Consider the following 25,188-nt stretch of genomic DNA (forward strand, 5'->3'; position numbering starts at 1 on the left):
GATGCTGGACCTTTCCAAATTCCAAGCCACCGGCGCCGAGACCTGTTTCCACGGTCGCCACATCAGCCCGCAGATCTACGCGGACCTGGACGGCAAGAACTGGTCGATCAAGGACTATGAAGCCCGCGGTGGCTATGCAGCCCTGCGCAAGATCCTCGGCAAGGACGGTGGCGAAGGCCTGACGCCCGACCAGGTCATCGCCGAAGTGAAGACCTCGGCCCTGCGCGGCCGCGGCGGCGCCGGCTTCCCCACGGGCCTGAAGTGGAGCTTCATGCCCCGCCAGTTCCCGGGCCAGAAGTACCTCGTCTGCAATTCCGACGAAGGCGAGCCGGGCACCTGCAAGGACCGCGACCTGCTGATGTTCAACCCGCACCAGGTCATCGAGGGCATGGCCATCGCCGCCTATGCGATGGGCATCAAGGTCGGCTACAACTACATCCACGGCGAGATCTTCGAGGTCTACGAGCGCTTCGAAGCAGCCCTGGAAGAGGCCCGCGCCGCTGGTTACCTCGGCGACAAGATCATGGGTTCGGACTACAGCTTCCAGCTGCACGGCCACCATGGTTTCGGCGCCTACATCTGCGGCGAAGAGACTGCGCTGCTGGAATCGCTGGAAGGCAAGAAGGGCCAGCCGCGCTTCAAGCCGCCGTTCCCGGCCAGCTTCGGCCTGTACGGCAAGCCCACGACGATCAACAACACCGAGACCTTCGCGGCGGTTCCCTGGATCATCCGCAACGGCGGCCAGGCCTACCTGGAGATCGGCAAGCCCAACAACGGCGGCACCAAGCTGTTCTCGGTGTCGGGTGATGTCGAGAAGCCCGGCAACTTCGAGGTGCCGCTGGGCACGTCCTTCGAGAAGCTGCTCGAGCTGGCCGGTGGCGTGCGCAAGGGCCGCAAGCTCAAGGCCGTCATTCCTGGCGGCTCGTCCGCGCCGGTGCTGCCGGCCGACGTGATGATGCAGTGCACGATGGACTATGACTCCATCGCCAAGGCCGGCTCCATGCTGGGCTCGGGCGCCGTCATCGTCCTCGACGACTCGCGCTGCATGGTGCAGAGCCTGCTGCGCCTGTCCTATTTCTATGCCCACGAGTCCTGCGGCCAGTGCACGCCCTGCCGCGAAGGCACGGGCTGGATGCACCGCGTGCTGGAGCGCATCTATCACGGCGAGGGCAGGGCAGAGGACATCGACCTGCTGAACTCGGTGGCCGACAACATCCAGGGCCGCACGATCTGCGCGCTGGGCGACGCTGCCGCGATGCCCGTGCGCGCCATGATCAAGCATTTCAAGCACGAGTTCGTGCACCTGATTGAACACAAGAAGCCCCTGGTGGCTCCGACCTGAGCGCCTAGAGAAACACCACCATGGTTGAAATCGAACTCGACGGTCAGAAGGTCTCGGTCCTGGAAGGCAGCATGGTCATGCATGCCGCCGAGAAGGCCGGCACCTACATCCCGCACTTCTGCTATCACAAGAAGCTCAGCATCGCGGCCAACTGCCGCATGTGCCTGGTGGATGTGGAGAAGGCGCCCAAGCCCATGCCGGCCTGCGCGACGCCGGTCACGCAGGGCATGATCGTCCGCACCAAGAGCGACAAGGCGATCAAGGCCCAGCAGGGCGTCATGGAATTCCTGCTGATCAACCACCCGCTGGAYTGCCCGATCTGCGACCAGGGCGGCGAGTGCCAGCTGCAGGACCTGGCCGTCGGCTACGGTGCAGGAAAAAGCCGCTACACCGAAGAGAAGCGCGTCGTCTTTCACAAGAACGTGGGTCCGCTGATCTCGATGGAAGAGATGAGCCGCTGCATCCACTGCACGCGCTGCGTGCGCTTCGGCCAGGAGATCGCCGGCCAGATGGAGCTGGGCATGGCCCACCGCGGCGAGCACAGCGAGATCCAGACCTTCGTCGGCCGCACGGTGGACTCCGAGCTGTCGGGCAACATGATCGACATCTGCCCGGTCGGTGCGCTGACCAGCAAGCCCTTCCGCTACAGCGCCCGCACCTGGGAGCTGTCGCGCCGCAAGAGCGTCAGCCCGCACGATTCGACCGGTGCCAACCTGATCGTCCAGGTCAAGAACCACCAGGTCCTGCGCGTCGTGCCGCTGGAGAACGAAGACGTCAACGAATGCTGGATCGCCGACCGCGACCGCTTCAGCTATGAAGCGCTGAACAGCGACCAGCGCCTGACCGCGCCCATGATCAAGCAGGGCGGCGCCTGGAAGCAGGTCGACTGGACGACGGCGCTGGAATACATCGCCAACGGCCTGAAGACCATCAAGGCCGACCACGGTGCAGCGTCCATCGGCGCGCTGGGCTCAGCCCACAGCACGGTGGAAGAGCTGCACTTGCTGGCACAACTCGTGCGCGGCCTGGGCAGCGACAACATCGACCACCGCCTGCGCCACAGTGACTTCGGCAATGCCGCAGCCGCTGGTCAGGCGCGTTGGCTGGGTACCAGCATCGCCAGCCTGTCCGAGCTGGACCGTGCGCTGGTCGTGGGTTCGAACCTGCGCAAGGACCACCCGCTGTTCGCCGCCCGCCTGCGCCACGCCGCGCGCCGCGGTGCCGCCGTGCATCGCGTCGGCCTGAGCAGCGATGACTGGCTGATGCCGCTTGCCGGCTCGACCTCCGTCGCGCCTTCGGGCTGGGTGCAAGCCCTGGCCGACGTCGCCGCCGCCATTGGCGCTGGCGCGCCGCTCGCCGGTACGGCCACGGATGAAGCCAAGGCCATCGCCGCCAGCCTCGCGTCCGGCCAGAAGAAGGCCATCCTGCTCGGCAATGCCGCCGCCGAACACCCGCAGGCCGCCAGCCTGCTGGCGCTGGCGCAGTGGATTGGCCAGCAGACCGGCGCCAGCGTCGGCTATCTGACGGCCGCCGCCAACAGTGTCGGCGCGCAGCTCGTGAAGGCCCAGCCGCAGATCGACGGCCTGAACGCCGGCCAGATGCTGAGCGGCACGTCGCTGAAGGCCGCGCTGCTGCTGAACACCGATCCGGTGCTCGACTCCGCCAACGCCGCCGCCGCCGCCAAGGCGTTGGACGCGGCCGAGATGGTCGTCGTGCTGAGCCCGTTCAAGACCGGCCTCGAATACGCCGACGTGCTGCTGCCCGTCGCGCCCTTCACCGAGACCTCGGGCTCATTCGTCAACGCCGAGGGCCGTCTGCAGAGCTTTGTCGGCGTCGTGCGCCCGCTGGCCGAGACGCGTCCGGGCTGGAAGGTGCTGCGCGTGCTGGGCAATCTGCTCGGCTTGGCCGGTTTCGACCAGGACAGCTCCGAGCAGGTCCGCGAACAGGCCCTGGGTGGCGACATCGCTGCCCGCCTGTCCAACACCACCTCGGCCGCACCGCAAGTCGCGGCCAAGGGTGAGGGCGTCGAGCGCTTCGGCAACCTGCCCATCTACGCGACCGACGCGCTGGTGCGCAACTCCACGTCGCTGCAGCTGACCACCGACGGCCGCGAAGCCGCCACGGTCGGTCTGCCCAGCAGCCTGTGGCAACAGCTTGGCTTGGCTGAAGGCGACCAGGTTCGCGTCGTGCAGGATGGTGGCGCCGCCCAACTGCCCGCCCGCCTCGAAGCCGGCCTGCCGGAAGGCGTGGCCCGCGTGCCCGCCGGCCTCGCACAAACCGCCGCGTTGGGTGCTGCCTTCGGCACGCTCAACATCAGCAAGGTCTGAGGGAGCTGACAAGAATGATCGACACCCTCTACCAACAAGGCGCGTCGCTGCTGGGGGCCCTGTGGCCCCTGGTGTGGAGCCTGATCAAGATCATCGTGGTCGTGGCGCCGCTGATGATCTGCGTCGCCTACCTGACGCTGTGGGAGCGCAAGGCCATCGGCTGGTCGCAGATCCGCCCGGGCCCGAACCGCGTCGGCCCCTACGGCCTGCTGACCCCCATCGCCGATGCGGTCAAGCTGATCTTCAAGGAGATCATCAAACCCACCGCCGCCAGCAAGGGCCTGTTCTTCCTCGGACCGGTCATGACCATCATGCCGGCGCTGGCCGCCTGGGCCGTCGTGCCCTTCGGCCCGGATGCCGCCGTGGCCAACGTCAATGCCGGCCTGCTGTACCTGATGGCCATCACCTCGCTCGAGGTCTACGGCGTCATCATCGCCGGCTGGGCGTCGAATTCGAAGTACGCCTTCCTGGGCGCACTGCGCGCCTCGGCCCAGATGGTCTCGTATGAGATCGCGATGGGCTTTGCCCTCGTCGTCGTGCTGATGGTGACCGGCAGCCTGAACATGACCGAGGTCGTGCAGGTGCAGGAGCGCGGCTGGTTCGCGGCCCACGGCGTGCCGCTGCTGTCGTGGAACTGGCTGCCGCTGTTCCCCATCTTCATCGTGTACTTCATCTCCGGCCTGGCTGAAACCAACCGCCACCCCTTCGACGTCGTCGAAGGCGAATCGGAAATCGTCGCCGGCCACATGATCGAGTACTCGGGCATGTCGTTCGCGATGTTCTTCCTGGCCGAGTACGCCAACATGATCCTGGTGTCGGCCCTGGCCGTGCTCATGTTCCTGGGCGGCTGGAGTGCACCGATCTCCTGGAGCCTTTTCGGCATGGAGACGCCGGCCTTCATCCAGCACACGATGGCGTTCTGGAATTGGGCCTGGCTGTTCGGCAAGACCTTCTTCGTCGTCACGACCTTCCTGTGGGTGCGCGCCACGTTCCCGCGCTTCCGCTACGACCAGATCATGCGTCTGGGCTGGAAGATCTTCATTCCCATCACGCTGATCTGGCTGGTCGTTGTCGGTGCCTGGATGCAATTGCCGGCTCCGTACAACATCTGGAAGTGAGGCGGCGACCATGACTGCAATCACGAATTTCGCGAAGACGTTTTTCCTCTGGGAACTGCTCAAGGGGATGAAGCTGACCGGGAGGCATTTCCTCTCCCGCAACATCACCGTCCAGTTCCCGGAAGAGAAGACGCCGCTGAGCCCGCGCTTCCGCGGCCTGCATGCGCTGCGCCGCTACGAGAACGGTGAAGAGCGCTGCATCGCCTGCAAGCTCTGCGAGGCCGTCTGCCCGGCGATGGCCATCACCATCGAGAGCGACGTGCGTGCCGACGGCAGCCGCCGCACGACGCGCTACGACATCGACCTGACCAAGTGCATCTTCTGCGGCTTCTGCGAAGAAAGCTGCCCGGTGGACTCCATCGTCGAGACCAGCATCTTCGAATATCACGGCGAAAAGCGCGGCGACCTGTACTTCACCAAGGACATGCTGCTGGCTGTGGGTGACAAGTACGAGGCAGAAATCGCAGCCCAGAAGGAGGCCGACGCCAAGTACCGCTGATCGCCGGCGCGCCGCAGGGCGCACCGCGGTCCAGCTCAGCTGGCCTGGATACGTATGGACATCAAGACCATCCTCTTCTACGTCTTCTCCGGCATCCTGCTGGTGAGTTCGTTCCGTGTCATCACGGCGCGCAGCACCGTGCATGCCGCGCTCTTCCTCATCCTGTCCTTCTTCACGGCGTCCTGCCTCTGGATGCTGCTGAAGGCCGAGTTCCTGGCGATTGCGCTGGTGCTCGTCTACATCGGCGCCGTCATGGTGCTGTTCCTGTTCGTCGTCATGATGCTGGACCTGAACACGGACAGCATTCGTGAGGGCTTCTGGAAGCATCTGCCGCTGGCGGCCGTCGTCGGCGCGCTGATCGCCTTCGAGATGGGCATCGTGCTGATGGGTGGCTTCCAGCTGTCCGATGCGCCGGTGGCCACCGCAGCCCAGATCCAGATGGGTAACACCAAGCTGCTGGGCATCGAGATCTACACGGCCTACCTCTACCCGCTGCAGATCGCCGCCGTGCTGCTGCTGGTGGCCATCGTCGCGGCCATCGCGCTGACGCTGCGCCGCCGCAAGGATTCGCGCGCCATGGACCCGTCCGAGCAGGTCAAGGTCACCAAGGCCCAGCGCCTGAAGATCGTCAAGATGGCGCCGACCGTGGCCACGCCCGCCGTCGCCCCCGAATCTGCTGCCGCACCCACCAAAGGAGGCCAGGCATGATCGGCGCCGCTGGACTGACCCTGGGCCATTTCCTGACGCTCGGCGCGATGCTGTTCGCGCTGTCGGTGATCGGCATCTTCCTGAACCGCAAGAACCTGATCGTGCTGCTGATGGCCATCGAGCTGATGCTGCTGGCGGTCAACATGAACTTCGTCGCCTTCTCGCACTATCTGGGCGACATGGGCGGCCAGGTCTTCGTCTTCTTCATCCTGACCGTCGCGGCGGCCGAATCGGCCATCGGCCTGGCCATCCTGGTCGTGCTGTTCCGCAACCGCGCCAGCATCAATGTCGAAGAGCTCGACGCTCTCAAGGGCTGAGGACACAACAAGATGTCTGCACAACTCTCCCAGAACCTGTTGCTGACGGTGCCGCTGGCGCCGCTCGCGGGCGCCATCGTGGCCGGCTTCTTCGGCAAGACGGTGGGCCGCCGCGGCTCGCACGTGGTCACCATCCTCGGCGTCCTCATCGCCTTCATCATCTCGGCCATGACGCTGTACAGCGTTGCCGTCGACGGCGCGCGCTTCAACGCCACCGTCTACGAGTGGATGACGCTCGGCGAGCTGAAGATGGAGGTCGGCTTCCTCATCGACGGCCTGACGGCCATGATGATGTGCGTCGTGACCTTCGTGTCGCTGATGGTGCACATCTACACCATCGGCTACATGGAAGAGGACGACGGCTACCAGCGCTTCTTCTCTTACATCTCGCTGTTCACCTTCAGCATGCTGATGCTCGTCATGAGCAACAACATGCTGCAGCTGTTCTTCGGCTGGGAAGCGGTGGGCCTGGTGTCCTATCTGCTGATCGGCTTCTGGTACAAGAAACCGACGGCCATCTTCGCCAACATGAAGGCCTTCCTGGTGAACCGGGTCGGTGACTTCGGCTTCATCCTGGGCATCGGCCTGCTGGTGGCCTTCGGCGGCTCGCTGAACTACGTCGAGATCTTCGCCAAGTCCGAGATCCTGTCGAAGATGATCTTCCCCGGCACGGACTGGATGCTGTTGACGGTCGCCTGCATCTGCCTGTTCATCGGCGCCATGGGCAAGAGCGCGCAGTTCCCGCTGCACGTCTGGCTGCCCGACTCCATGGAAGGCCCGACGCCCATCTCCGCGCTGATCCACGCGGCAACGATGGTGACGGCCGGCATCTTCATGGTGGCGCGCATGTCGCCGCTGTTCGAGCTGAGCGACACGGCGCTGAACTTCGTGCTCGTCATCGGCGCGATCACGGCGCTGTTCATGGGCTTCCTGGGCATCATCCAGAACGACATCAAGCGTGTCGTTGCGTACTCGACGCTGTCCCAGCTCGGCTACATGACGGTGGCCCTGGGCGCCTCGGCCTATTCGGTCGCCGTCTTCCACCTGATGACGCATGCCTTCTTCAAGGCCCTGCTGTTCCTCGGTGCCGGCTCCGTCATCATCGGCATGCACCACGACCAGGACATCCGCAACATGGGCGGCCTGCGCAAGTACATGCCCATCACCTGGATCACGTCGCTGCTGGGTTCGCTGGCGCTGATCGGCACACCGCTGTTCTCGGGCTTCTATTCCAAGGACTCCATCATCGAGGCCGTGCACGCCAGCCATCTGCCGGGTGCGCACTTCGCCTACTTCGCCGTCATCGTCGGCGTGTTCGTGACGGCCTTCTATTCCTTCCGGATGTACTTCCTCGTCTTCCACGGCAAGGAGAACTTCCACCACAAGCCCTTCCCGGGCGAGCATGATCATCACGACGATGACCATGGTGACCACGGCCACGCGCACGTGCCGCACGAGTCGCCCTGGGTCGTCACCGCGCCGCTGGTGCTGCTGGCCATCCCGTCGGTCGTCATCGGCTTCATGACGATCCAGCCGATGCTGTTCGGCGACTTCTTCAAGGACGCCATCATCGTCAACCTGCACGCCCACCCGGCGATGGAGGAACTGGCGCATGAATTCCACGGCGCTGCCGCGATGGCCCTGCATGGCCTGACCGCGCTGCCGTTCTGGCTGGCCCTGTCCGGCGTCGTGACCGCCTATGTGTTCTACATGGTGGCTCCGAGCATCCCGGCCACGCTGGCCAAGGTGCTGCGCCCGCTGATCATCGTCCTGGAGAACAAATACTTCATGGACTGGATCAACGAGAACATCCTCGCCCGCGCTGCACGCCTCATCGGCATGGGCCTGTGGAAGGGGGGCGATGCCGGCCTGATCGACGGCGTCATCATCAATGGCTCTGTCAAGACCGTCGGCGGCATTGCGGGCCTGGTGCGCCGTCTGCAGAGCGGTTATCTCTACTGGTACGCCCTCGTCATGATCCTTGGCGTCACGGGACTGATGACCTGGCAGCTCTGGCCCTATATCAAGCCCCAGTTCAATGCCCTCATCGGGTTCTGAGCGAAGAGGCGGAGAACAAGAATGTTGCTGAGTCTTGCGATTTTTCTGCCCATTGCCTGCGGCGCACTGCTGCTGGCGCTCGGGCGCGACGAGCAGGCGCACGCCGTGCGCTGGCTGGCCCTGGTCGCGGCCGTGGCGAGCTTCCTCGTCACCATCCCGCTGATCACCGGCTTCGACACGACGACGGCAGCGATGCAGTTCGTCGAGAACCAGCCCTGGGTCGAGCGCTTCAACATCAGCTACCACCTGGGAGTGGACGGCATCTCGATGTGGTTCGTGCCGCTGACGGCCTTCATCACCATCATCGTCGTCATCTCGGCCTGGGAGGTCATCGAGACCCGCGTCAACCAGTACATGGGCGCCTTCCTGATCCTGTCGGGGCTGATGGTGGGCGTGTTCAGCGCGCTGGACGGCATGCTGTTCTACGTGTTCTTCGAGGCCACGCTGATCCCGATGTACATCATCATCGGCGTCTGGGGCGGACCGAACCGCGTCTACGCGGCCTTCAAGTTCTTCCTGTACACGCTGGCCGGTTCGCTGCTGATGCTGATCGCGCTGCTCTACCTGTACTCCCAGGTTCCCGGCGGCAGCTTCGACATCCAGACCTGGCACAAGCTGCCGCTGACCGGTGGTGCCCAGACCTGGCTGTTCTTCGCCTTCCTGGCCGCCTTCTCGGTCAAGGTGCCGATGTGGCCGGTGCACACCTGGCTGCCCGACGCCCACGTCGAGGCGCCCACCGGTGGCTCGGTCGTGCTGGCCGCCATCATGCTGAAGCTGGGCTGCTACGGCTTCCTGCGCTTCTCGCTGCCGATCGCGCCGGACGCCGCCCGTCAATGGGCCTGGCTCATCATCGCGCTGTCGCTGATCGCCGTCGTCTACATCGGCCTGGTGGCCCTGGTGCAGAAGGACATGAAGAAGCTGGTGGCCTATTCGTCCAYCGCCCACATGGGCTTCGTGACGCTGGGCTTCTTCATCTTCAACGAACTCGGTGTCTCCGGCGGCCTGGTGCAGATGATCTCGCACGGCTTCGTGTCGGGCGCGATGTTCCTGTGCATCGGCGTGCTCTACGACCGCGTGCATTCGCGTGAGATCGCTTCTTATGGCGGTGTCGTCAACACCATGCCCAAGTTCGCCGCCTTCGCCGTCTTCTTCGGCATGGCCAACTGCGGCCTGCCCGCCACGGCCGGCTTCGTCGGCGAGTGGATGGTCATCCTCGGCACCGTCAAGGCCAATTTCTGGCTCGGCGGCATCGCGGCGACGGCGCTGGTCTTCGGCGCGGCCTACACGCTGTGGATGATCAAGCGCGTCTATTTCGGCGACATCGCCAACGACGACGTGCGCGCGCTGACCGACATCAACGGTCGCGAATTCCTCATGCTCGGCCTGCTGGCCGTGGCGACGCTGTACATGGGCCTCTATCCCAAGCCCTTCACCGACGTGATGCACAACTCGGTCACCGAGCTGCTCAAGCACGTGGCGCTCAGCAAGATCCCGGCCTGATCTCGAGCAGAGGCAAAACAATGAACGACATGAACTGGCTCGCGATCTATCCCGAAATCCTGCTGCTGGCGATGGGCTGCGTGGTCGCCCTCGTGGATCTGTGGGTCACCGACGAACAGCGCCGTCCGACCTACTGGCTGACCCAGCTGACGCTGGTCGTCGTGGGTGGCCTGCACTTCAGCTACTTCAACGCCGGCCTGACCAGCTATGCCATGCAGGACATGGTGGTCGCCGACCCCATGGGCCATCTGCTGGCCGGCTTCGCCTGTGTGGCCACGCTGATCACGCTGGTCTATGCGCGCCCCTACGCGGCCTCGCGCGAGATGCTCAAGGGTGAGCTCTTCATCCTCAGCCTGTTCGCGCTGCTGGGCATCAACGTGATGCTGTCGGCCAACAACTTCCTGGTCGTCTATCTCGGCCTGGAACTGATGAGCCTGTCGCTGTACGCGCTGGTGGCGCTGCGCCGCGACCACGCGGTGTCGACCGAGGCGGCCATGAAGTATTTCGTGCTCGGCGCGCTGGCCAGCGGCTTCCTGCTGTACGGCCTGTCGATGATGTACGGCGCCACCGGCTCGCTGACCATCCCCGAAGTCTTCAATGTCATCTCCCAGGGCATCCCGAACAAGAGCGTGCTGGTCTTCGGCACCGTCTTCGTCGTGGCCGGCCTGGCCTTCAAGCTCGGCGCCGCGCCCTTCCATATGTGGGTGCCCGACGTCTACCAGGGCGCACCGACCGCTGTCACGCTGCTGATCGGCGGCGCGCCCAAGCTGGCCGCCTTCGCCATCACCGTGCGCCTGCTCGTCGAAGGCATGAGCGGCCTGGCCGTGGACTGGCAGCAGATGCTGGTCGTGCTGTCCGTCATGTCGCTGCTCATCGGCAACCTGGCGGCCATCGCCCAGACCAATCTGAAGCGCATGCTGGCCTACTCGACCATCGCCAACATGGGCTTCATGCTGCTGGGCATGACCGCCGGCGTCGTCAACGACAGCACGACCTGGGGCACCAATGCCTACAGCTCGGCGATGTTCTATGTCGTCACCTATGTGCTGACGACGCTGGGCACCTTCGGCATGGTCATCCTGCTGTCGCGCCAGGGCCATGAGGCCGAAGAGATCAAGGACCTGGCCGGCCTGGGCAAGCGCAGCCCCTGGTTCGCGCTGGTCATGACGCTGTTCATGTTCTCTCTGGCCGGCGTGCCGCCGACCGTGGGCTTCTACGCCAAGCTCGCCGTGCTGCAGGCCCTGGTCGCCACGCAGCTGCCGTTCTACCTGTGGCTGGCCGGCTTCGCCGTCGTCGTGTCGCTGGTCGGCGCCTTCTACTACCTGCGCATCGTCAAGGTCATGTTCTTCGACGCCCCGACCGATACGGCCCCGCTGGCCGCGCCGGCCGACGTGCGCTTCGTCATGACGCTCAACGGCGCCGCCGTGCTGGTCTTCGGCCTGCTGCCGGGTGGCCTGCTGGAGCTGTGCAAGGTCGCGATCCGCCAGGCCCTGGCGACCTGAATGGCACAGCCCCTCGTCCACGACCGCGCCGCTGGACGCGGACGGTCCTGGCCGGTCCCCCGAGGGGACGGCGATGCTTCCGGCATTGAGCCGCAAGCACATCGCCAGAGCGGGCCGGCTAGGGAGCGGCCCGTCGCTCGGCCCGCAAGTTGATGGATCAATCGGTCGCCGTCTGGCTGGTCCTGGCCGTGGCCGTCGTCGCGGCCAACCTGCCTTACTTCAATGAGCGCGTGCTGCTCGTCGGCCCGCGCCAGGCGCCCAAGGCGGCCTGGTGGCGGCTGCTGGAACTGGTGCTGATGGCCGTGCTGACCTTCGGCCTTGGCTCGCTGCTGGAAGCCCGCATCGGCCAGCGCCAGGCCCAGGGCTGGGAGTTCTACGCGGCGGCAACCTGCCTCTTCATCACGCTGGGCTTTCCCGGCTTCGTCTGGAGGTATCTGCGCCGTGGCCACCTCTGATGCCTCAGACGAGCATCTCGTCGAACGCCTGATCGAAGGCAGCCAGGTCTACGCCGGCCATTTCCTCGATGTGCGCCGCGACCGCGTCGCGCTGCCCGACGGTCGCGCCGCCCACCGCGAGTACATTCGCCACCCCGGCGCCGTCATGGTCGTGCCGTTGCTCGACGATGGCCGGCTGCTGATGGAGCGTCAGTACCGCTACCCCATGGGCCGCGTGATGCTGGAGTTCCCGGCCGGCAAGCTCGACGCCGGCGAGGACCCACTCGCCTGCGGGCAGCGCGAGCTGCTCGAGGAGACCGGCTGCAGCGCCACCGAGTGGGCTTACGCCGGCGTACTGCACAACGCCATCGCCTACTCGGACGAAGGCATCCACATCTACTTCGCACGCGGCCTCACGAGGGGCGTGCAACAGCTGGATGACGGCGAGTTTCTCGAACTCGTCACGCACACGGTCGAGGATCTCGACCGCCTCGCCGCCCAGGGCGAACTGACCGACGCCAAGACGCTGATCGGCCTGCTGTGGCTGCAGCGCTGGCAGCAGGGTGCCTGGCCGCTGGATTGGCAGCGCGCCTGATCCTTTTTCAGTGCATGACCTCTGGCGAACTGTTGCCAGACCGTTAAGCTCAGGCGTTTGAGCCGCCCGAAAACCTTTCCACCGCAGAAAGCTTCTCTCCATGACGCGTGCAACGCCGATCCTGACCGTCCTGACACTGGCCCTGGCCCTCACCGCCTGCGGCAAGGGCGGCAAGCCTGACGATGCCAAGGCCGCCGCGAAGCCGGCCGCCGCGCCGCTGCTTTTGGCGCCGGAGGATCTGCGCCAGGTGGGCCAAAGCGGCCTGATCGGTGCCCCCGTCATCACCGGCGCCATCCAGCCGGCCCGCCGCGCCGACCTGCGTGCCGAAGTGGCCGCCGTCGTGCTGCAGGTCGCCAAGGACAACGGCGAACGCGTGCGCGCGGGTGATCTCATCATCCGCCTCGACCCCACCTCCATCCGCGACGGCCTGACCTCCGCCGAGGAGGCTCTGCGCGCCGCCCAGCAGAGCTTCGAGCAGACGGAACGCGTGCTGGCCCGCCAGAAGACGCTGAACCAGCAGGGCATGATTTCCATGCAAGGCCTGGAAGACGCCGAGGTGCGCCGCAATTCGGCCCAGAGCGAGCTGGCCGCGGCCAAGGCGCGCGCCGTCACGGCCCGCCAGCAGGTCTCGCGTACCGAGGTGCGCGCACCGTTCGATGGCGTCGTCAGCGAACGCAAGATTTCCGTCGGCGACACCGTGCAGATCGGCCGCGAGCTCATCAAGGTCATCGACCCGGCGTCCATGCGCTTCGAAGGCCAGGTCTCGGCCGACCGCCTGGGCGAGCTCAAGCTCGGCCAGCCGGTGGCCTTCCGCATCAACGGCTTTGGCGACGCGGAGTTCCGCGGCAAGCTGGCCCGCATCGACGCGGCCGCCAATGCGACAACCCGCCAGGTCGAACTCATCGCCGAGTTCAACGACCGCGCCAAGGCGCCCCAGGTCTCCGGCCTCTATGCCGAAGGCCGCGTCGAGAGCGCCGAGCGCAAGGCGCTGGTGCTGGCCGAGGGCTCGGTGCAACGCCAGGGCGATGCGGCCTATGTCTGGAAGGTCGAGGGCAACCAGTTGAAGAAGGTCAATGTGACCCTGGGCGAGCGTGATGACCGCCGCGGCGAGGTCGTCATCGCTGCCGGCCTGGCCCTGGGTGACCAGGTGCTGCGTGCGCCCACCGGCAACCTGGTCGACGGCGCGCCGCTGCAGCGCGTCACGGCCGGCGCCGGTGCGGCCTCGGCCGTCACGCCCGGCGCGGCGCCCACGCCCACCGCCAGCAAGTAAGCAGGAGGCTCCCCGATGTTCCTCTCCAACTTCAGCATCAGCAGGCCCGTCGCGACCGTCGTCATGGTCATCGGGCTGATGCTGGTGGGCCTGCTGGCGCTGTCCAAGCTCAAGGTCAACCAGTTCCCCGAGGTCGAGCCGCCCGTGCTCGTCATCAACATCCCTTACCCCGGTGCCTCACCCGAGACGGTGGAGCGCGAGGTCGTCAACCGCATCGAGAAGGCGCTGCAGAGCATCTCGGGCGTGGACCGCAGCAATTCCACGTCGCGCGAAGGCAGTGCCACCCTCGTGCTGGTCTTCGACTTCTCGAAGAACATGATCGAGGCTGCCGACGAGGTGCGCAACGCCATCGCCTCGGTGCGCTACAAGCTGCCGACCGAGATCCGCGAACCCATCATCACGCGGGCCGACCCAGGCGCCCAGCCCATCCTGCAGCTGTCGCTGTCCAGCACGACGCTGACCCACGCCCAGCTCAGCCGCCTGGCCGAGGACAAGCTCGCCGAGCGCTTCCGCGGCATCCCGGGCGTGTCGACGGTGGGCGTCAACGGCTCGCTCAAGCGCGAGCTGTCCATCCTGCTGCATGCCGAGAAGCTGCGCGAGTTCGGCGTCTCCGTCACCGAGGTGCTGAACGCCGTGCGCGCGCAGAACACTACCGCGCCGGTCGGCAAGATCCGCGGCGCGCTGGAAGACCAGAGCATCCGCCTGCTCGGCCGCCTGGAGTCACCGGCCGAGTTCGAGCAGATGATCATCAAGCGCACCGCCGGTACCGTCGTGCGCCTGGGCCAGGTCGCCGAAGTGCAGGACGGCTTCGCCGAGATGACCGGCTATTCGCTGCGCAACGGCCGCCCCAACGTCGGCATCTCCATCACGCGCTCGCGTGACGCGTCCACCGTCAGCGTCGCCAATGGCGCACGCGCGCTGCTGAAGGAAGTCGAGAAGGAACTGCCCAAGGGCACGACGCTGGAAATCACGCAGGACGGCGGCAAGGATGCCGAGAACAGCCTGCACAACGTCACCGACGCCCTCGTCTTCGGCGCCGCGCTGACCATCTTCGTCGTCTATGCCTTCCTGAACAGCTGGCGCTCGACGCTGATCACCGCGCTATCCCTGCCCACCTCGGTGCTGGCGGCCTTCATCGCCGTATGGCTGATGGGCTTCTCGCTGAACTTCATGAGCCTGCTGGGCCTGTCGTTGGCCATCGGCGTGCTCATCGACGACGCCATCGTCGTGCGGGAGAACATCGTGCGCCACATGGAGCGCGGCAGCGACCGCGTCACGGCAGCGCGCGAAGGCACGGCCGAGATCGGCCTGGCCGTGGCCGCCACCACCTTCGCCATCGTGGCGGTGTTCGTGCCCGTCGCCTTCATGGGCAACGGGCCCGGCCAATGGTTCAAGCCCTTCGCGCTGACCGTGGTCGCCTCGGTCGTCGTGTCGCTGATCATCAGCTTCACGCTGGACCCGATGCTGTCGGCCTACTGGGGCGACCCCGTGGGCTATCACGAGCAGCCCAAGAAGGGCTTCGGCAAGCTGCTGGAACGCTTCAACCACTGGTTCGACGGCGTGGCCAACAGCTATGGCCATGTCATTGCCTGGGCGCTGCATCACCGCCGCTGGATGACCGCTTTCGCCTTGGCCAGCCTGGTCGGCGCCATCTTCCTGCAGGCCACGTTCGGCGGCTCCAGCTTCCTGCCGCAGGCCGACGCCGGCTTCCTCGCCATCGAGGTGCGCAGCCCGGCGTCCAGCAGCCTGGACTACTCCAAGCTCAAGCTCGACGCCGCCGCGGCCCTGGCCTCGACGATGAAGGAAACCAAGGCGACCACGTCCTATCCCAACGCCAGCGGCGGCCGCATCTATGTCGACATCGGCAAGAGCACCGAACGCCAGCGCTCGGCGGCCGACGTCGCCAAGGAATTGCGCGACAAGGTCGCTCGCCTGGTCGGCGCCGAGTACGTCGTGCTCGACGACCTGAACAACGGTGCCCAGAAGCCCGTGCAGATCCGCTTCTACGGCACCGACACGCGCCGCCTGCAGCAGATCACGCAGGACTTCCAGAAGACCATGGCCGGCATCAAGGGCGCGGTGGACATCGGCTACTCCGAGCAGGACCCGCAGAACGAGTTGCAGATCGAGCTCGACCGCAGCCTGGCCAACCAGATGGGCATCTCGGTCAACGACGCGGCCCAGGCGCTGCGCGTCGCCTTCGCCGGCGTCGAGGCCGGCGACTGGATCGACCCGACCGGCGAGGCCCGCGACGTGTCCATCCGCCTGCACCCGGCCGACCGCGTCGACGCCGCCAACATCGAGCGCCTGCCGATCGCCGTGACCGGCACCAACCGCATGGTGCCGCTGGACCAGATCGCCACCGTCACCATGGGCAAGGGCCCGGGCCAGATCCAGCACGGCGACGGCAAGCGCACCATCACGGTCAGCGCCAACGCCCAGGGCCGCTCGTCCGGCGAGATCACCGCCGAAGCCAAGAAGCTGGCCGAGAAGATCGACTTCCCGCCCGGCTTCGGCATCGAACTGGCGGGCGCGGCGCGCGACCAGCAGGTCGTCTTCACGGCCATGATCACGGCCCTGCTGTCCGGCATCGCGCTGATGTACTTCGTGCTCGTCATCCAGTTCAACAGCTTCACGGCGCCCTTCGCCGTGATGCTGTCGCTGCCGCTGAGCCTGATCGGCGTCGTGCTGGCGCTGATCCTGACGCGCGGCACGCTGAACCTGATGAGCCTCATCGGCGTCATCATGTTGATGGGCCTGGTGGCCAAGAACGCCATCCTGCTGCTGGACGCGACGCGCCAGGAGGAGAAGGCCGGCATCGACCGTGAAGAGGCGTTGATGCATGCGGGCCGCAAGCGCTTCCGTCCCATCCTGATGACGACGCTGGCGCTGATCGCCGGCATGATGCCGGTCGCCATCGGCATCGGCGAAGGCGGCGAGTTCTACCGCCCGATGGCCGTGGCCATCATCGGTGGCACCATCACGTCGACGCTGCTGACGCTGTTGATCGTGCCGACCTTCTACGACAGCATCGAACTGGCCCGTGACCATGCGCTGGCCAAGTTCCACCGCCGCGTGCCGCGCTTCACGGTGGTGGGTGCCTTCGTGATGACGCTGATCGAGGCCGTGCTGGCCCTCGTGATGGTGCGCTTCGTGTTCCGACTGATCGTCAAGCTGGGCCGTCTGGTGACGGGCCGCCGAGTGATCGTTACACCAGCCGCCCAGGGTTGAGCAGGTCGAGTGGGTCGAGTGCCCGCTTGATCGCTCGCATCAGCGCCAGGGCCGTCGGGTCCTTGCGCTGAGCGAGCTCTTCGCGCTTGAGCCGGCCGATGCCATGCTCGGCCGAGATCGAGCCGCCGCGCTGCTGCACGGCGTCGTAGACCTTCTCGTTGATGGCCGCCTCGTGCGCGGCCAGGAACTCGGGCGGTGCCACACCAGCCGGCGCCTGCACGTTGTAGTGCAGGTTGCCGTCGCCGAGGTGGCCGAAGTCGATGACCTCGATGCCGGGCAGATAGGCACCTAGCGCCGCATCCATCTCGGCGACGAAGCCGGGAATCGCCGACACCGGCAAGGAGATGTCGTGCTTGATGTTCAGCCCCGCCTGGGCCTGCGCCAGCGGGATGGACTCGCGCAGATGCCAGAAGGCCTTGGCCTGCTGGATGTTCTGGGCGATGGCCGCGTCCTGCACGCAGCCGCGCTCGAAGGCGGCTTCCAGCAGGCCTTCGAAAACGCTGCGGGCATGCTCGGCGCTCTCGGCATCGGACAGTTCCAGCAACACGCTCCATTCGGCCGGGCCCAGGGGCTGTGCCAGTTGCGGCAGCTCGCGCGCGACGAGAGCCAGCGCAGCCCGGTTCATGACCTCGAAGCCGGTCAGCGCATCGCCGGCCCGCTCGCGCGCCAGGCCGAGCAGGGCGACCGCATTTTCCAGCGAGTCACAAGCGGCCAGCGCGGTCAGGCGCTCCTTGGGTTGCGGATAGAGCTTCATCGTCGCGGCGGTGATGACGCCCAGCGTGCCCTCGCTGCCGATGAAGAGATCGCGCAGGTCATAGCCGGTGTTGTCCTTGCGCAGGCCCGACAGGCCTTGCCAGACCTCGCCCGTCGCCGTGACGACCTCCAGCCCCAGGCAGAGTTCGCGCGCATTGCCATAACGCAGCACCTGGGTGCCACCGGCATTCGTCGCCAGGTTGCCGCCCAGCGTGCACGAGCCCTCGGCGGCGAGGCTGAGCGGGAACAGCCAGCCCGCGGCCGCGGCGGCGGCCTGCACCTCGGCCAGCACGCAGCCGGCTTCGACGGTCAGGCTGGCGTTGGCGGCATCGATGTTGCGCACGCGCTTCATGCGCGACAGGCTCAGCACCAGCTGGTGGCCGCTGTCGTCCGGGGTCGAGCCCCCGACGAGACCGGTGTTGCCACCCTGGGGCACGACGGTCACGCGGTACTCGTGGCACAACCGCATGACCGCCGCGACTTCATCGGTCGACGCCGGCCGCGCCACGGCCAGCGCCTTGCCGACATAGCGCTTGCGCCAGTCGTTTTCATAGGCGGCCAGATCACCGCCCACCAGCAGGCCCGCCTCGCCGAGCCGCTCCCGCAGCGCGTCGAGGAAGGCTTTCATGCCGCCTTGGCCGCCGCCAGGCGTCGGCGGATCTGTGCCGTGCAGGCCGTGAAGATGACGACGCTCAACACCACTTCGGCGAGCGCCAACCATTGCCCGAGGCCGCTTTCGCTCGTCGAGCGCACCAGCCCTTCCATCACATAGAGCCAGATGGCGAGTGACAGCCAGCGGTAGGTGTACATGCGATAGCGCCACAAGCCCAGCGGGGCAGCCAGCAGCGGCAGCGCCTTCACGGCCAGCGTGCCGCGGCCGGTCGGGGCGAGCCACAGCTCCCAGGCCAGGCACAGCAGGATGAGGCTCACGGTGGCGCTGAACGCCAGATTGCGTGTCAGCCGCTCGACGGCTGTGGGTTCGGTTCTTTCGAGGGCAGGGGACATAGCTGCGGCATCATAGAAGCCATGTCCATGACGCCGATCCCGCCGATTCCGCCGATCCCGCCCGTTCCGCCTGCAGCGCCCGACAACCCCGATGCGCCGCTGGCCCGCAACCCCATCGCCTTCGCCAGCGACTTCATCACCGAGCTGCTGGCCTGGCCCTGGCTGCAGACGCTGCACACCTTCCGCCAGCGCTTTCGCGAGGAGAAGCTCGGCCTGACCGCCGGCAGCCTGACTTTCACGACGCTGATCTCGCTGGTGCCGCTGCTGACGGTGATGCTGGCCATCTTCACGGCCTTCCCGATGTTCTCCAGCTTCCAGTCCGCGCTGGAGCAGTATTTTCTGAAGAGCCTGATCCCGCCCAATATCGCCAAGCCGGTGCTGGCCTCGCTGACGCAGTTCGCGGCCAAGGCCAACAAGCTCGGCGTCGTCGGCCTGATCTTTCTCGGCATCACGGCGCTGGCGCTGATGCTGACCATAGACCGCACGCTGAACGCCATCTGGCGCGTGAAGCGGCCGCGACCGATGGCGCAGCGCGTGCTGGTCTACTGGGCCGCGCTGACGCTGGGCCCGCTGCTGCTGGGCGGCAGCCTGACGCTGACGAGCTATGCCATCAGCGTCGGCCAGGGTTATCTCACGGCCATGCCGGCCGCCATGTCGACGACCTTGGGCAGTGCCGACGTCGTGCTGTTCGGCCTGGCCATGGCCGGGCTCTTCCACTATGTGCCCAACACCCATGTGCGCTGGCGCCATGCCCTCATCGGCGGCGCCTTCGTGTCGCTGGGCTTCTCGCTGGCGAAGTCGCTGCTGGCCTGGTACGTCAAGCAGGTGCCGACCTATTCGACGCTGTACGGCGCCTTCGCGACCGTGCCGGTCTTCCTGATCTGGGTCTACCTCGGCTGGGTCATCGTGCTGCTGGGCGCCATCCTGGCGGCCAACACGCCCAGCCTGACGGGCCGGCTGCATCTGCGCCCCGACTCGCCCGGCCAGCCTATGGCGCTGGCGCTGGAAACACTGCGTGAGCTCTGGCGCGTACGCGAAGCCGGCCAGCGCGGCCTGTCCTATCTGGCGCTGGCGAGCGCCCTGCGCGTGGACCCGCTGCAGCTCAGCCCCGTCATCGACAAGCTGCTGGCCATGGACTGGATAGGCCGGCTGGAAGAGGAGGGCGCCCAGCGCCTGGTGCTGATGTGCGCGCCCGAGCGCACGCCGGCCGAGCCGCTGCTGGCGGCCTTCCTGGCCGAGCGCGGCACCACGCTGGGCCCGCTGTGGCAGCGCAGCGATTGGCAGCGCCTGCAACTGGCCGACCTGTTCACGACCGCGGTCGGCGCGCCGGTGCGCTGACCGCTTGGCAAGAGGAAACCATGAGCGCGATTGGAAATTTTCTTTGGTTCGTCCTGGGCGGCGCCTTGATGGGCCTGGGCTGGTGGGTGGTCGGGCTGCTGGCCTTCGTCAGCGTGGTCGGCATCCCCTGGGGGCGCGCCTGCTTCGTCATCGGTCAGTTCGCCTTCTTCCCCTTCGGCAAGGAGGCGGTCAGCAGGAGGACGCTGTCGGGCGTGGACGACATTGGCACCAGCGGGCTCGGCGTGATCGGCAACGTGGTGTGGTTCATTCTCGCCGGCGTGTGGCTGGCCATCGGCCATGTGTTTTCGGCCATTGCCTGCGTCTGCACCATCATCGGCATTCCCTTCGCCATCCAGCATCTGAAGCTGGCCGGCATCGCGCTGGCGCCCATCGGCAAGACCATCGTCGACAAGGAAGTGGCGGCCGCCGCACGTACGCACGAGGCCAAAGCCTCCGTGACGGGCTGGCGCAACTGAGCCTCACTGCGGCTGGAAGCCTCCGGCCTTGATGATCTTGGCCCACGCCGCGGCATAGGCGCGCTCGCGGGTGGCCAGCTGGGCCGAAGTCATCATGCCCACGGACAGGCCGAGCTCGGCCAGCCTGGCCTTCACCACCGGCTGGTTGATCACCCCGGCCAGCGCGTTGGAGAAGCGCTCCACGACGGCGGGTGAAGTGCCGGCGGGTGCAAACAGGCCGTAGTAGGGCAGGTCCTCGAAGCCGGCGATGCCCAGTTCGGCGAAGGTCGGCACCTCGGGCAGCACGCCTTGGCGCTGCTGGCCCATGACGGCGACGATCTTCAGCTTCTTCTGCTGGTGGTTGACGATGAGGTCGGGCACCGAGCCCACGCCGGCGCTGATCTGGTTGCCCAGCATGTCGGCAATCATGGGCGCGCTGCCACGGTAGGGCACGGCCAGCAGGTTGAGGCCATGCTTCTCGCCCAGCAGCTTGACGAGGAATTCCGGCACCGAGGCCGGTGCCGGCACGCCGACATTGCCCTGGCCGTTGTTCTGCTTCTTCACCCAGGCGAGGTAATCCGGCAGGCTTGCCGCCGGCGTGCCGCCCGAAATCGCGAAGGCGTTGGCGAAGGTCGCGAAGCCGGCCACGGGTACGAAGTCGTGGGCCGGGTCGAAGCCCGGGTTCTTCAGCACCAGCGGCAGGATGGAGATGGTGTGGTCGTGGCTGACGAAGAAGGTCGTGCCGTCTGGGGCGGCTGCCTTCAGCGCCTGGGCCGCGATCTGGCCGCCGGCACCGGGCCGGTTGTCGACCAGCACCGTCGTGCCGAGGGAGGCCTGCAGGGCTTCACCCAGCAGCCGCGCGATGGCATCGGTGCCGCCGCCGGCGGGGAAGCCGACGAGGAGGCGGATGGGCTTGCCTTCCTGGGCCTGAGCGGCAAAGGGCAGGGCCGCGAGTGCGGCCAGGGCTGAACGACGTTGGATCATCGGCGGGCTCCCGAGTTGAACCCGCGGGAGTCTACGGGTGCAGGACCACCAGCAGTGCGGTCGCCGCCGACTTGGTGGCATTGCGGATGGCATGCGGGCCGTCGACGGCATAACGCGCCGTCTCGCCGGCCTTGAGCTTGCTGGTCACGCCCTGGGCGCTGACCTCCAGGCTGCCGGTCAGCACGCTCAGGTGCTCGCGCGAGCCGGGCTCATGGGCCTGCGAATCCAGCACACCGCCGGGCTGCACGCTCAGCTCGTACCACTCGAACTGTCCCGCCAGCTCGATCGGACCCAGGATGCGCAGCTTGCACAGGCCGTCGGGGCTGGTCAGGCCCGGCGTCGCATGAGCCGGCACGGTCTCGATGGCTGGCGTGGCGATGCGTTCCGTGCCCAGCAGTTCGCCCATGTCCACGCCCAGCGCATTGGCCAGCCGCCACACCACGGCCACCGTGGGATTGGCCTGATTGCGCTCGATCTGCGACAACATGGACTTGCTCACGCCGGCGCGTTTGGACAAATCATCCAGCGACAGGCCACGGCTGCTGCGCAGCGCCTGCAATGCAGCGCCGACGCGGGGCGGTTCGGTGTCCATGTTCATGCTTGACGGCGGTAGACGTTTTTCAGATACTGCACGAAAGTTCGATATATCGAACAAGTTCGATTTACAGGATTGTGCATCAGGAGCACGCGATGAGCCAGGCTTTCTACTCCCATCTGCAGACCGAGCTGGACGGTATCCGTGCCGCCGGCCTCTTCAAGGCGGAGCGCATCATCACGACGCCTCAGGGCGCCGTCGTGAAGACGACCGACGGCCGCGAGGTCATCAACCTCTGTGCCAACAATTACCTCGGGCTGTCGTCCCATCCTCAGGTCATCGAGGCGGCGCATGAAGCGCTGCGCACCCATGGTTTCGGCCTGTCGTCGGTGCGCTTCATCTGCGGCACGCAAGACCTGCACAAGGAGCTGGAGGGCCGTATCGCCCGCTTCGTCGGCTGCGAGGACGCCATCCTCTATGCGGCAGCGTTTGACGCCAACGGCGGGCTCTTCGAGCCCCTGCTGGGCGAGCAGGACGCCATCATCAGCGACGCGCTCAACCACGCCTCCATCATCGACGGCATTCGCCTGTGCAAGGCCCAGCGCTACCGCTATGAGCACAACAACCTCGACGACCTCGAGCGTTGTCTGAAGGAAGCCAAGGAGAAGGGCGCCCGCTTCACGCTGGTCTTCACCGACGGCGTGTTCTCCATGGACGGCACCATCGCCCAGCTCGACAAGATCCGCGCGCTGTGCGACCAGTACGACGCGCTGCTGGGCATCGATGAATGCCATGCCAGCGGCTTCATGGGCAAGACCGGCCGCGGTACCGCCGAGCATCGCGGCGTGTTCGGCAAGATCGACATCATCACCGGTACCTTCGGCAAGGCCCTGGGCGGCGCCTCGGGTGGCTTCACGGCCGCACGCAAGGAAGTCGTCGAGCTGCTGCGCCAGCGCTCGCGACCCTATCTGTTCAGCAACACGCTGGCGCCCAGCATCGCCGGCGCATCTCTCGCTGTGCTGGACCTGCTGGAAGGCTCGACCGCCCTGCGCGACAAGCTCGAAGCCAACACCGCCTGGTTCCGGGAGGCCATCCAGGCCGCGGGCTTCGAGATCAAGCCCGGTACCCACCCCATCGTGCCCATCATGGTCTACGACGCGGTCAAGGCGCAGGAACTGTCCAAGCGCATCCTGGAGCTGGGCATCTACGCCGTCGGCTTCTTCTTCCCCGTCGTGCCCAAGGGCCAGGCGCGCATCCGCGTGCAGGTCTCGGCGGTGCATGAGCGCGAGCATCTCGAAAAGGCCGTCGCTGCGTTCACGCAGGCTGGCCGCGAGCTGGGCCTCGTCAAATGAGCGATATCCGCATCCTCATCATCGGCGCCAACGGCCAGATCGGTACCGAACTGGCGACGGAGCTCGCCAAGCTGCACGGCAACGACGCCGTCATCACCAGCGACCTGGCGCCCAAGGGCCGTGTGCCCGCGCTGCAGCACGAGGCGCTGGACGTGACCGATGCCGGCGCCCTGGCCACTGTCGTCAAGCGCCACCACATCACGCAGATCTACCACCTCGCCGCCGCCCTCTCGGCCAATGGCGAGAAGCACCCGATGTGGGCCTGGGACCTGAACATGAAGGGCCTGCTCAACGTGCTGGAGCTGGCCCGCCACGAGAAGCTGGACAAGATCTTCTGGCCCAGCTCGATCGCCGCCTTCGGCCCCAACACGCCCGCCGTGGACACGCCGCAGACTTGCGTGATGGACCCGACGACGGTCTATGGCATCTCCAAGCTGGCCGGCGAACGCTGGTGCGACTGGTACCACGCCAAGCATGGCGTGGACGTGCGCAGCCTGCGCTACCCCGGCCTCATCAGCTGGAAGACACCGCCCGGTGGCGGCACGACGGACTACGCCGTCGAGATCTTCCACTCCGCCATCAAGGAAGGCCGCTACACCTGCTTCCTGAAGGAGGACCAGGCGCTGCCGATGATGTACATGCCCGACGCGCTGCGCGCCACCATCGAGCTGATGAACGCACCGGCCGACCAGGTCAAGCAGCGCGGCAGCTACAACCTGGCGGGCGTCAGCTTCACGCCGGCAGGCATCGCCGCCTCCATCCGCCGCCGCCTGCCCGAGTTCACGATGGACTGCGTGCCCGACTTCCGCCAGGCCATCGCCGCCAGTTGGCCGCAGCGCATCGACGATGCGGCCGCGCAAGCCGACTGGGGCTGGAAGTTGCAATACGACCTCGATGCGATGGTCGATGACATGCTGACTGAGCTGACACGCGAACTACGCGTTGGCTGACAGGAGGTGCCAGGTCTGGCTGGTACGCTCCCCTCTATGAGAGCCGCGCTGACCACCCTCTTGGCACTGTCCTTGACGACGCTGGCCCAGGCCCAGCAGCCAGAGGTCGAAAGTTCGTCGGCCCGCTATCTGCTGGGTGTCGCTGTGGTCTCCCAACCGGAGTACGACGGCGCGAGCCGGCGCGAGACCAAGCTCAAGCCGCTGTGGGCCTTCAAGCTCGGCCGCGTGCGCTTCAGCACTTCGGGTGCCGGTGGCCTGCTGGGCTTCGGCCACGAAGAATCTGCCGGCGGCGCCAGCACGGAGTTCGTCAACACCGACAAGCTGCGCGCCGGCGTTTCGCTGCGCGTGGACAGCGGCCGCAGCAGCGGTGATGCCAGCACCACCAAGGGCTTGCCGGACGTCCGGCGCACGCTGCGCGCCCGTTTCTATACCAACTACAGCCTGACCAAGGATCTCAACGTCGGCGCCAACCTGTCGCAGGACCTGCTCGGCCACCACGGCGGCATGACGCTGGGCGCCGACCTGGGTTGGCGCTTCTACCGCAGCCCGACGCTGGAATGGACCAGCGGCATCGGCATCTCGGCCGGCAGCGCGCAGAACCTGCGCAGCTATTTCGGCGTGCCCGAATCGGCCGTCGCGGCCAGCGGCAAGCCGGCCTATGACCCCGGCTCGGGCTTGCGCGACGTGCACATGGGCGTTGGCTTCATCCGGCCCCTCTCCAAGCATTGGCTGGCCTACGGCAATGCGGGTGCGAGTCGCCTGCTCGGGCCGGTGGCCGACAGCCCGTTGGTCGAGAAGCGCACCGGCTCGTCGGTCGGCATCGGCCTGGCCTGGCGGAACTAGGGGACGTTGAATGAGTCTCCGCGGGTGCGCGCGTCCGGTTGAGGGATGCAGCGCAAGGCGCAAGCCGCAGCC

Annotated in this window: 22 protein-coding genes; 18 read left to right on the plus strand and 4 right to left on the minus strand. The window is 66.5% G+C overall.

Annotation, left to right across the window (positions count from 1 at the left end):
* Nucleotide 1 precedes the first annotated feature (1 nt).
* From nuoF to AC1DW3_RS20065, 13 genes are all read left to right on the plus strand, one after another.
* A complete protein-coding gene (gene nuoF, locus AC1DW3_RS20005) occupies nucleotides 2-1,342 on the plus strand; it encodes an NADH-quinone oxidoreductase subunit NuoF (RefSeq protein WP_477934138.1) in 1,341 nt (446 codons plus the stop codon).
* A gap of 20 nt (nucleotides 1,343-1,362) precedes the next feature.
* Complete coding sequence (nuoG, locus tag AC1DW3_RS20010) at nucleotides 1,363-3,669, plus strand: NADH-quinone oxidoreductase subunit NuoG (protein ID WP_477934140.1); 2,307 nt, start codon at nucleotides 1,363-1,365, stop codon at nucleotides 3,667-3,669.
* 14 nt (nucleotides 3,670-3,683) lie between these two features.
* Nucleotides 3,684-4,787 carry an NADH-quinone oxidoreductase subunit NuoH gene (gene nuoH / locus AC1DW3_RS20015; protein ID WP_477934142.1) on the plus strand — a complete coding sequence of 368 codons (1,104 nt, stop codon included), beginning with the start codon at nucleotides 3,684-3,686 and terminating at the stop codon, nucleotides 4,785-4,787.
* 10 nt (nucleotides 4,788-4,797) lie between these two features.
* The gene (gene nuoI, locus AC1DW3_RS20020; RefSeq protein ID WP_477895074.1) at nucleotides 4,798-5,286 is read left to right on the plus strand and encodes an NADH-quinone oxidoreductase subunit NuoI; all 489 of its coding nucleotides are present in this window, start codon (nucleotides 4,798-4,800) and stop codon (nucleotides 5,284-5,286) included.
* A gap of 54 nt (nucleotides 5,287-5,340) precedes the next feature.
* On the plus strand, nucleotides 5,341-5,994 hold the full coding sequence (locus AC1DW3_RS20025; RefSeq protein ID WP_477934144.1) for an NADH-quinone oxidoreductase subunit J: 654 nt from the start codon (nucleotides 5,341-5,343) through the stop codon (nucleotides 5,992-5,994).
* Nucleotides 5,991-6,311 (plus strand): NADH-quinone oxidoreductase subunit NuoK, encoded by a 321-nt coding sequence (nuoK, locus tag AC1DW3_RS20030; protein WP_056271411.1) that lies wholly within the window; start codon nucleotides 5,991-5,993, stop codon nucleotides 6,309-6,311. The genes AC1DW3_RS20025 and nuoK overlap by 4 nt, the downstream gene beginning before the upstream one ends.
* 12 nt (nucleotides 6,312-6,323) lie before the next feature.
* The gene (gene nuoL / locus AC1DW3_RS20035) at nucleotides 6,324-8,369 is read left to right on the plus strand and encodes an NADH-quinone oxidoreductase subunit L (protein ID WP_477934146.1); all 2,046 of its coding nucleotides are present in this window, start codon (nucleotides 6,324-6,326) and stop codon (nucleotides 8,367-8,369) included.
* Between the two features lie 21 nt (nucleotides 8,370-8,390).
* Complete coding sequence (locus AC1DW3_RS20040; protein ID WP_477934148.1) at nucleotides 8,391-9,869, plus strand: NADH-quinone oxidoreductase subunit M; 1,479 nt, start codon at nucleotides 8,391-8,393, stop codon at nucleotides 9,867-9,869.
* 20 nt (nucleotides 9,870-9,889) lie between these two features.
* Nucleotides 9,890-11,371, plus strand: a complete 1,482-nt coding sequence (nuoN, locus tag AC1DW3_RS20045) for an NADH-quinone oxidoreductase subunit NuoN (RefSeq protein ID WP_477934150.1) — start codon at nucleotides 9,890-9,892, stop codon at nucleotides 11,369-11,371.
* Between the two features lie 152 nt (nucleotides 11,372-11,523).
* On the plus strand, nucleotides 11,524-11,826 hold the full coding sequence (locus AC1DW3_RS20050) for a DUF2818 family protein (RefSeq protein WP_477934152.1): 303 nt from the start codon (nucleotides 11,524-11,526) through the stop codon (nucleotides 11,824-11,826).
* Entirely contained in the window at nucleotides 11,813-12,400 is a 588-nt protein-coding gene (locus tag AC1DW3_RS20055) for an NUDIX domain-containing protein (protein WP_477934154.1), read from the plus strand. Before AC1DW3_RS20050 ends, AC1DW3_RS20055 begins: the two co-directional genes overlap by 14 nt.
* A gap of 100 nt (nucleotides 12,401-12,500) precedes the next feature.
* Complete coding sequence (locus AC1DW3_RS20060) at nucleotides 12,501-13,670, plus strand: efflux RND transporter periplasmic adaptor subunit (RefSeq protein WP_477934156.1); 1,170 nt, start codon at nucleotides 12,501-12,503, stop codon at nucleotides 13,668-13,670.
* 15 nt (nucleotides 13,671-13,685) lie between these two features.
* Complete coding sequence (locus AC1DW3_RS20065) at nucleotides 13,686-16,901, plus strand: efflux RND transporter permease subunit (RefSeq protein ID WP_477934158.1); 3,216 nt, start codon at nucleotides 13,686-13,688, stop codon at nucleotides 16,899-16,901.
* Here the strand turns inward: AC1DW3_RS20065 and AC1DW3_RS20070 are convergent.
* The gene (locus AC1DW3_RS20070; protein WP_477934160.1) at nucleotides 16,879-18,282 is read right to left on the minus strand and encodes an FAD-binding oxidoreductase; all 1,404 of its coding nucleotides are present in this window, start codon (nucleotides 18,280-18,282) and stop codon (nucleotides 16,879-16,881) included. The genes AC1DW3_RS20065 and AC1DW3_RS20070 overlap by 23 nt on opposite strands.
* On the minus strand, nucleotides 18,279-18,659 hold the full coding sequence (locus tag AC1DW3_RS20075; protein ID WP_477934162.1) for a DUF2069 domain-containing protein: 381 nt from the start codon (nucleotides 18,657-18,659) through the stop codon (nucleotides 18,279-18,281). Before AC1DW3_RS20075 ends, AC1DW3_RS20070 begins: the two co-directional genes overlap by 4 nt.
* Before the next feature lie 21 nt (nucleotides 18,660-18,680).
* Between AC1DW3_RS20075 and AC1DW3_RS20080 the strand changes: the two genes are divergently transcribed.
* Both AC1DW3_RS20080 and AC1DW3_RS20085 read left to right on the plus strand, forming a co-directional pair.
* Nucleotides 18,681-19,997 carry a YihY family inner membrane protein gene (locus AC1DW3_RS20080; protein WP_477934164.1) on the plus strand — a complete coding sequence of 439 codons (1,317 nt, stop codon included), beginning with the start codon at nucleotides 18,681-18,683 and terminating at the stop codon, nucleotides 19,995-19,997.
* Between the two features lie 20 nt (nucleotides 19,998-20,017).
* Nucleotides 20,018-20,473 (plus strand): YccF domain-containing protein, encoded by a 456-nt coding sequence (locus AC1DW3_RS20085; protein ID WP_477934166.1) that lies wholly within the window; start codon nucleotides 20,018-20,020, stop codon nucleotides 20,471-20,473.
* Nucleotides 20,474-20,476: 3 nt separating this feature from the next.
* On the opposite strand, the gene AC1DW3_RS20090 is transcribed toward AC1DW3_RS20085, so the two are convergent.
* Entirely contained in the window at nucleotides 20,477-21,436 is a 960-nt protein-coding gene (locus AC1DW3_RS20090) for a Bug family tripartite tricarboxylate transporter substrate binding protein (protein ID WP_477934168.1), read from the minus strand.
* 31 nt (nucleotides 21,437-21,467) lie between these two features.
* Entirely contained in the window at nucleotides 21,468-22,028 is a 561-nt protein-coding gene (locus tag AC1DW3_RS20095; RefSeq protein WP_477934170.1) for a helix-turn-helix domain-containing protein, read from the minus strand.
* A gap of 98 nt (nucleotides 22,029-22,126) precedes the next feature.
* Here AC1DW3_RS20095 and kbl point away from each other — a divergent pair, with 98 nt between their 5' ends.
* From kbl to AC1DW3_RS20110, 3 genes are read left to right on the plus strand one after another with little or no spacing between them, the layout of a single operon-like run.
* Nucleotides 22,127-23,323 carry a glycine C-acetyltransferase gene (gene kbl / locus AC1DW3_RS20100; protein ID WP_477934172.1) on the plus strand — a complete coding sequence of 399 codons (1,197 nt, stop codon included), beginning with the start codon at nucleotides 22,127-22,129 and terminating at the stop codon, nucleotides 23,321-23,323.
* A complete protein-coding gene (locus tag AC1DW3_RS20105) occupies nucleotides 23,320-24,273 on the plus strand; it encodes an NAD-dependent epimerase/dehydratase family protein (protein ID WP_477934174.1) in 954 nt (317 codons plus the stop codon). The genes kbl and AC1DW3_RS20105 overlap by 4 nt, the downstream gene beginning before the upstream one ends.
* A gap of 36 nt (nucleotides 24,274-24,309) precedes the next feature.
* Nucleotides 24,310-25,116 carry a MipA/OmpV family protein gene (locus AC1DW3_RS20110; protein WP_477934176.1) on the plus strand — a complete coding sequence of 269 codons (807 nt, stop codon included), beginning with the start codon at nucleotides 24,310-24,312 and terminating at the stop codon, nucleotides 25,114-25,116.
* Nucleotides 25,117-25,188 lie beyond the last annotated feature (72 nt).

It is taken from the genome of Roseateles sp. P2_H4, assembly GCF_056403315.1.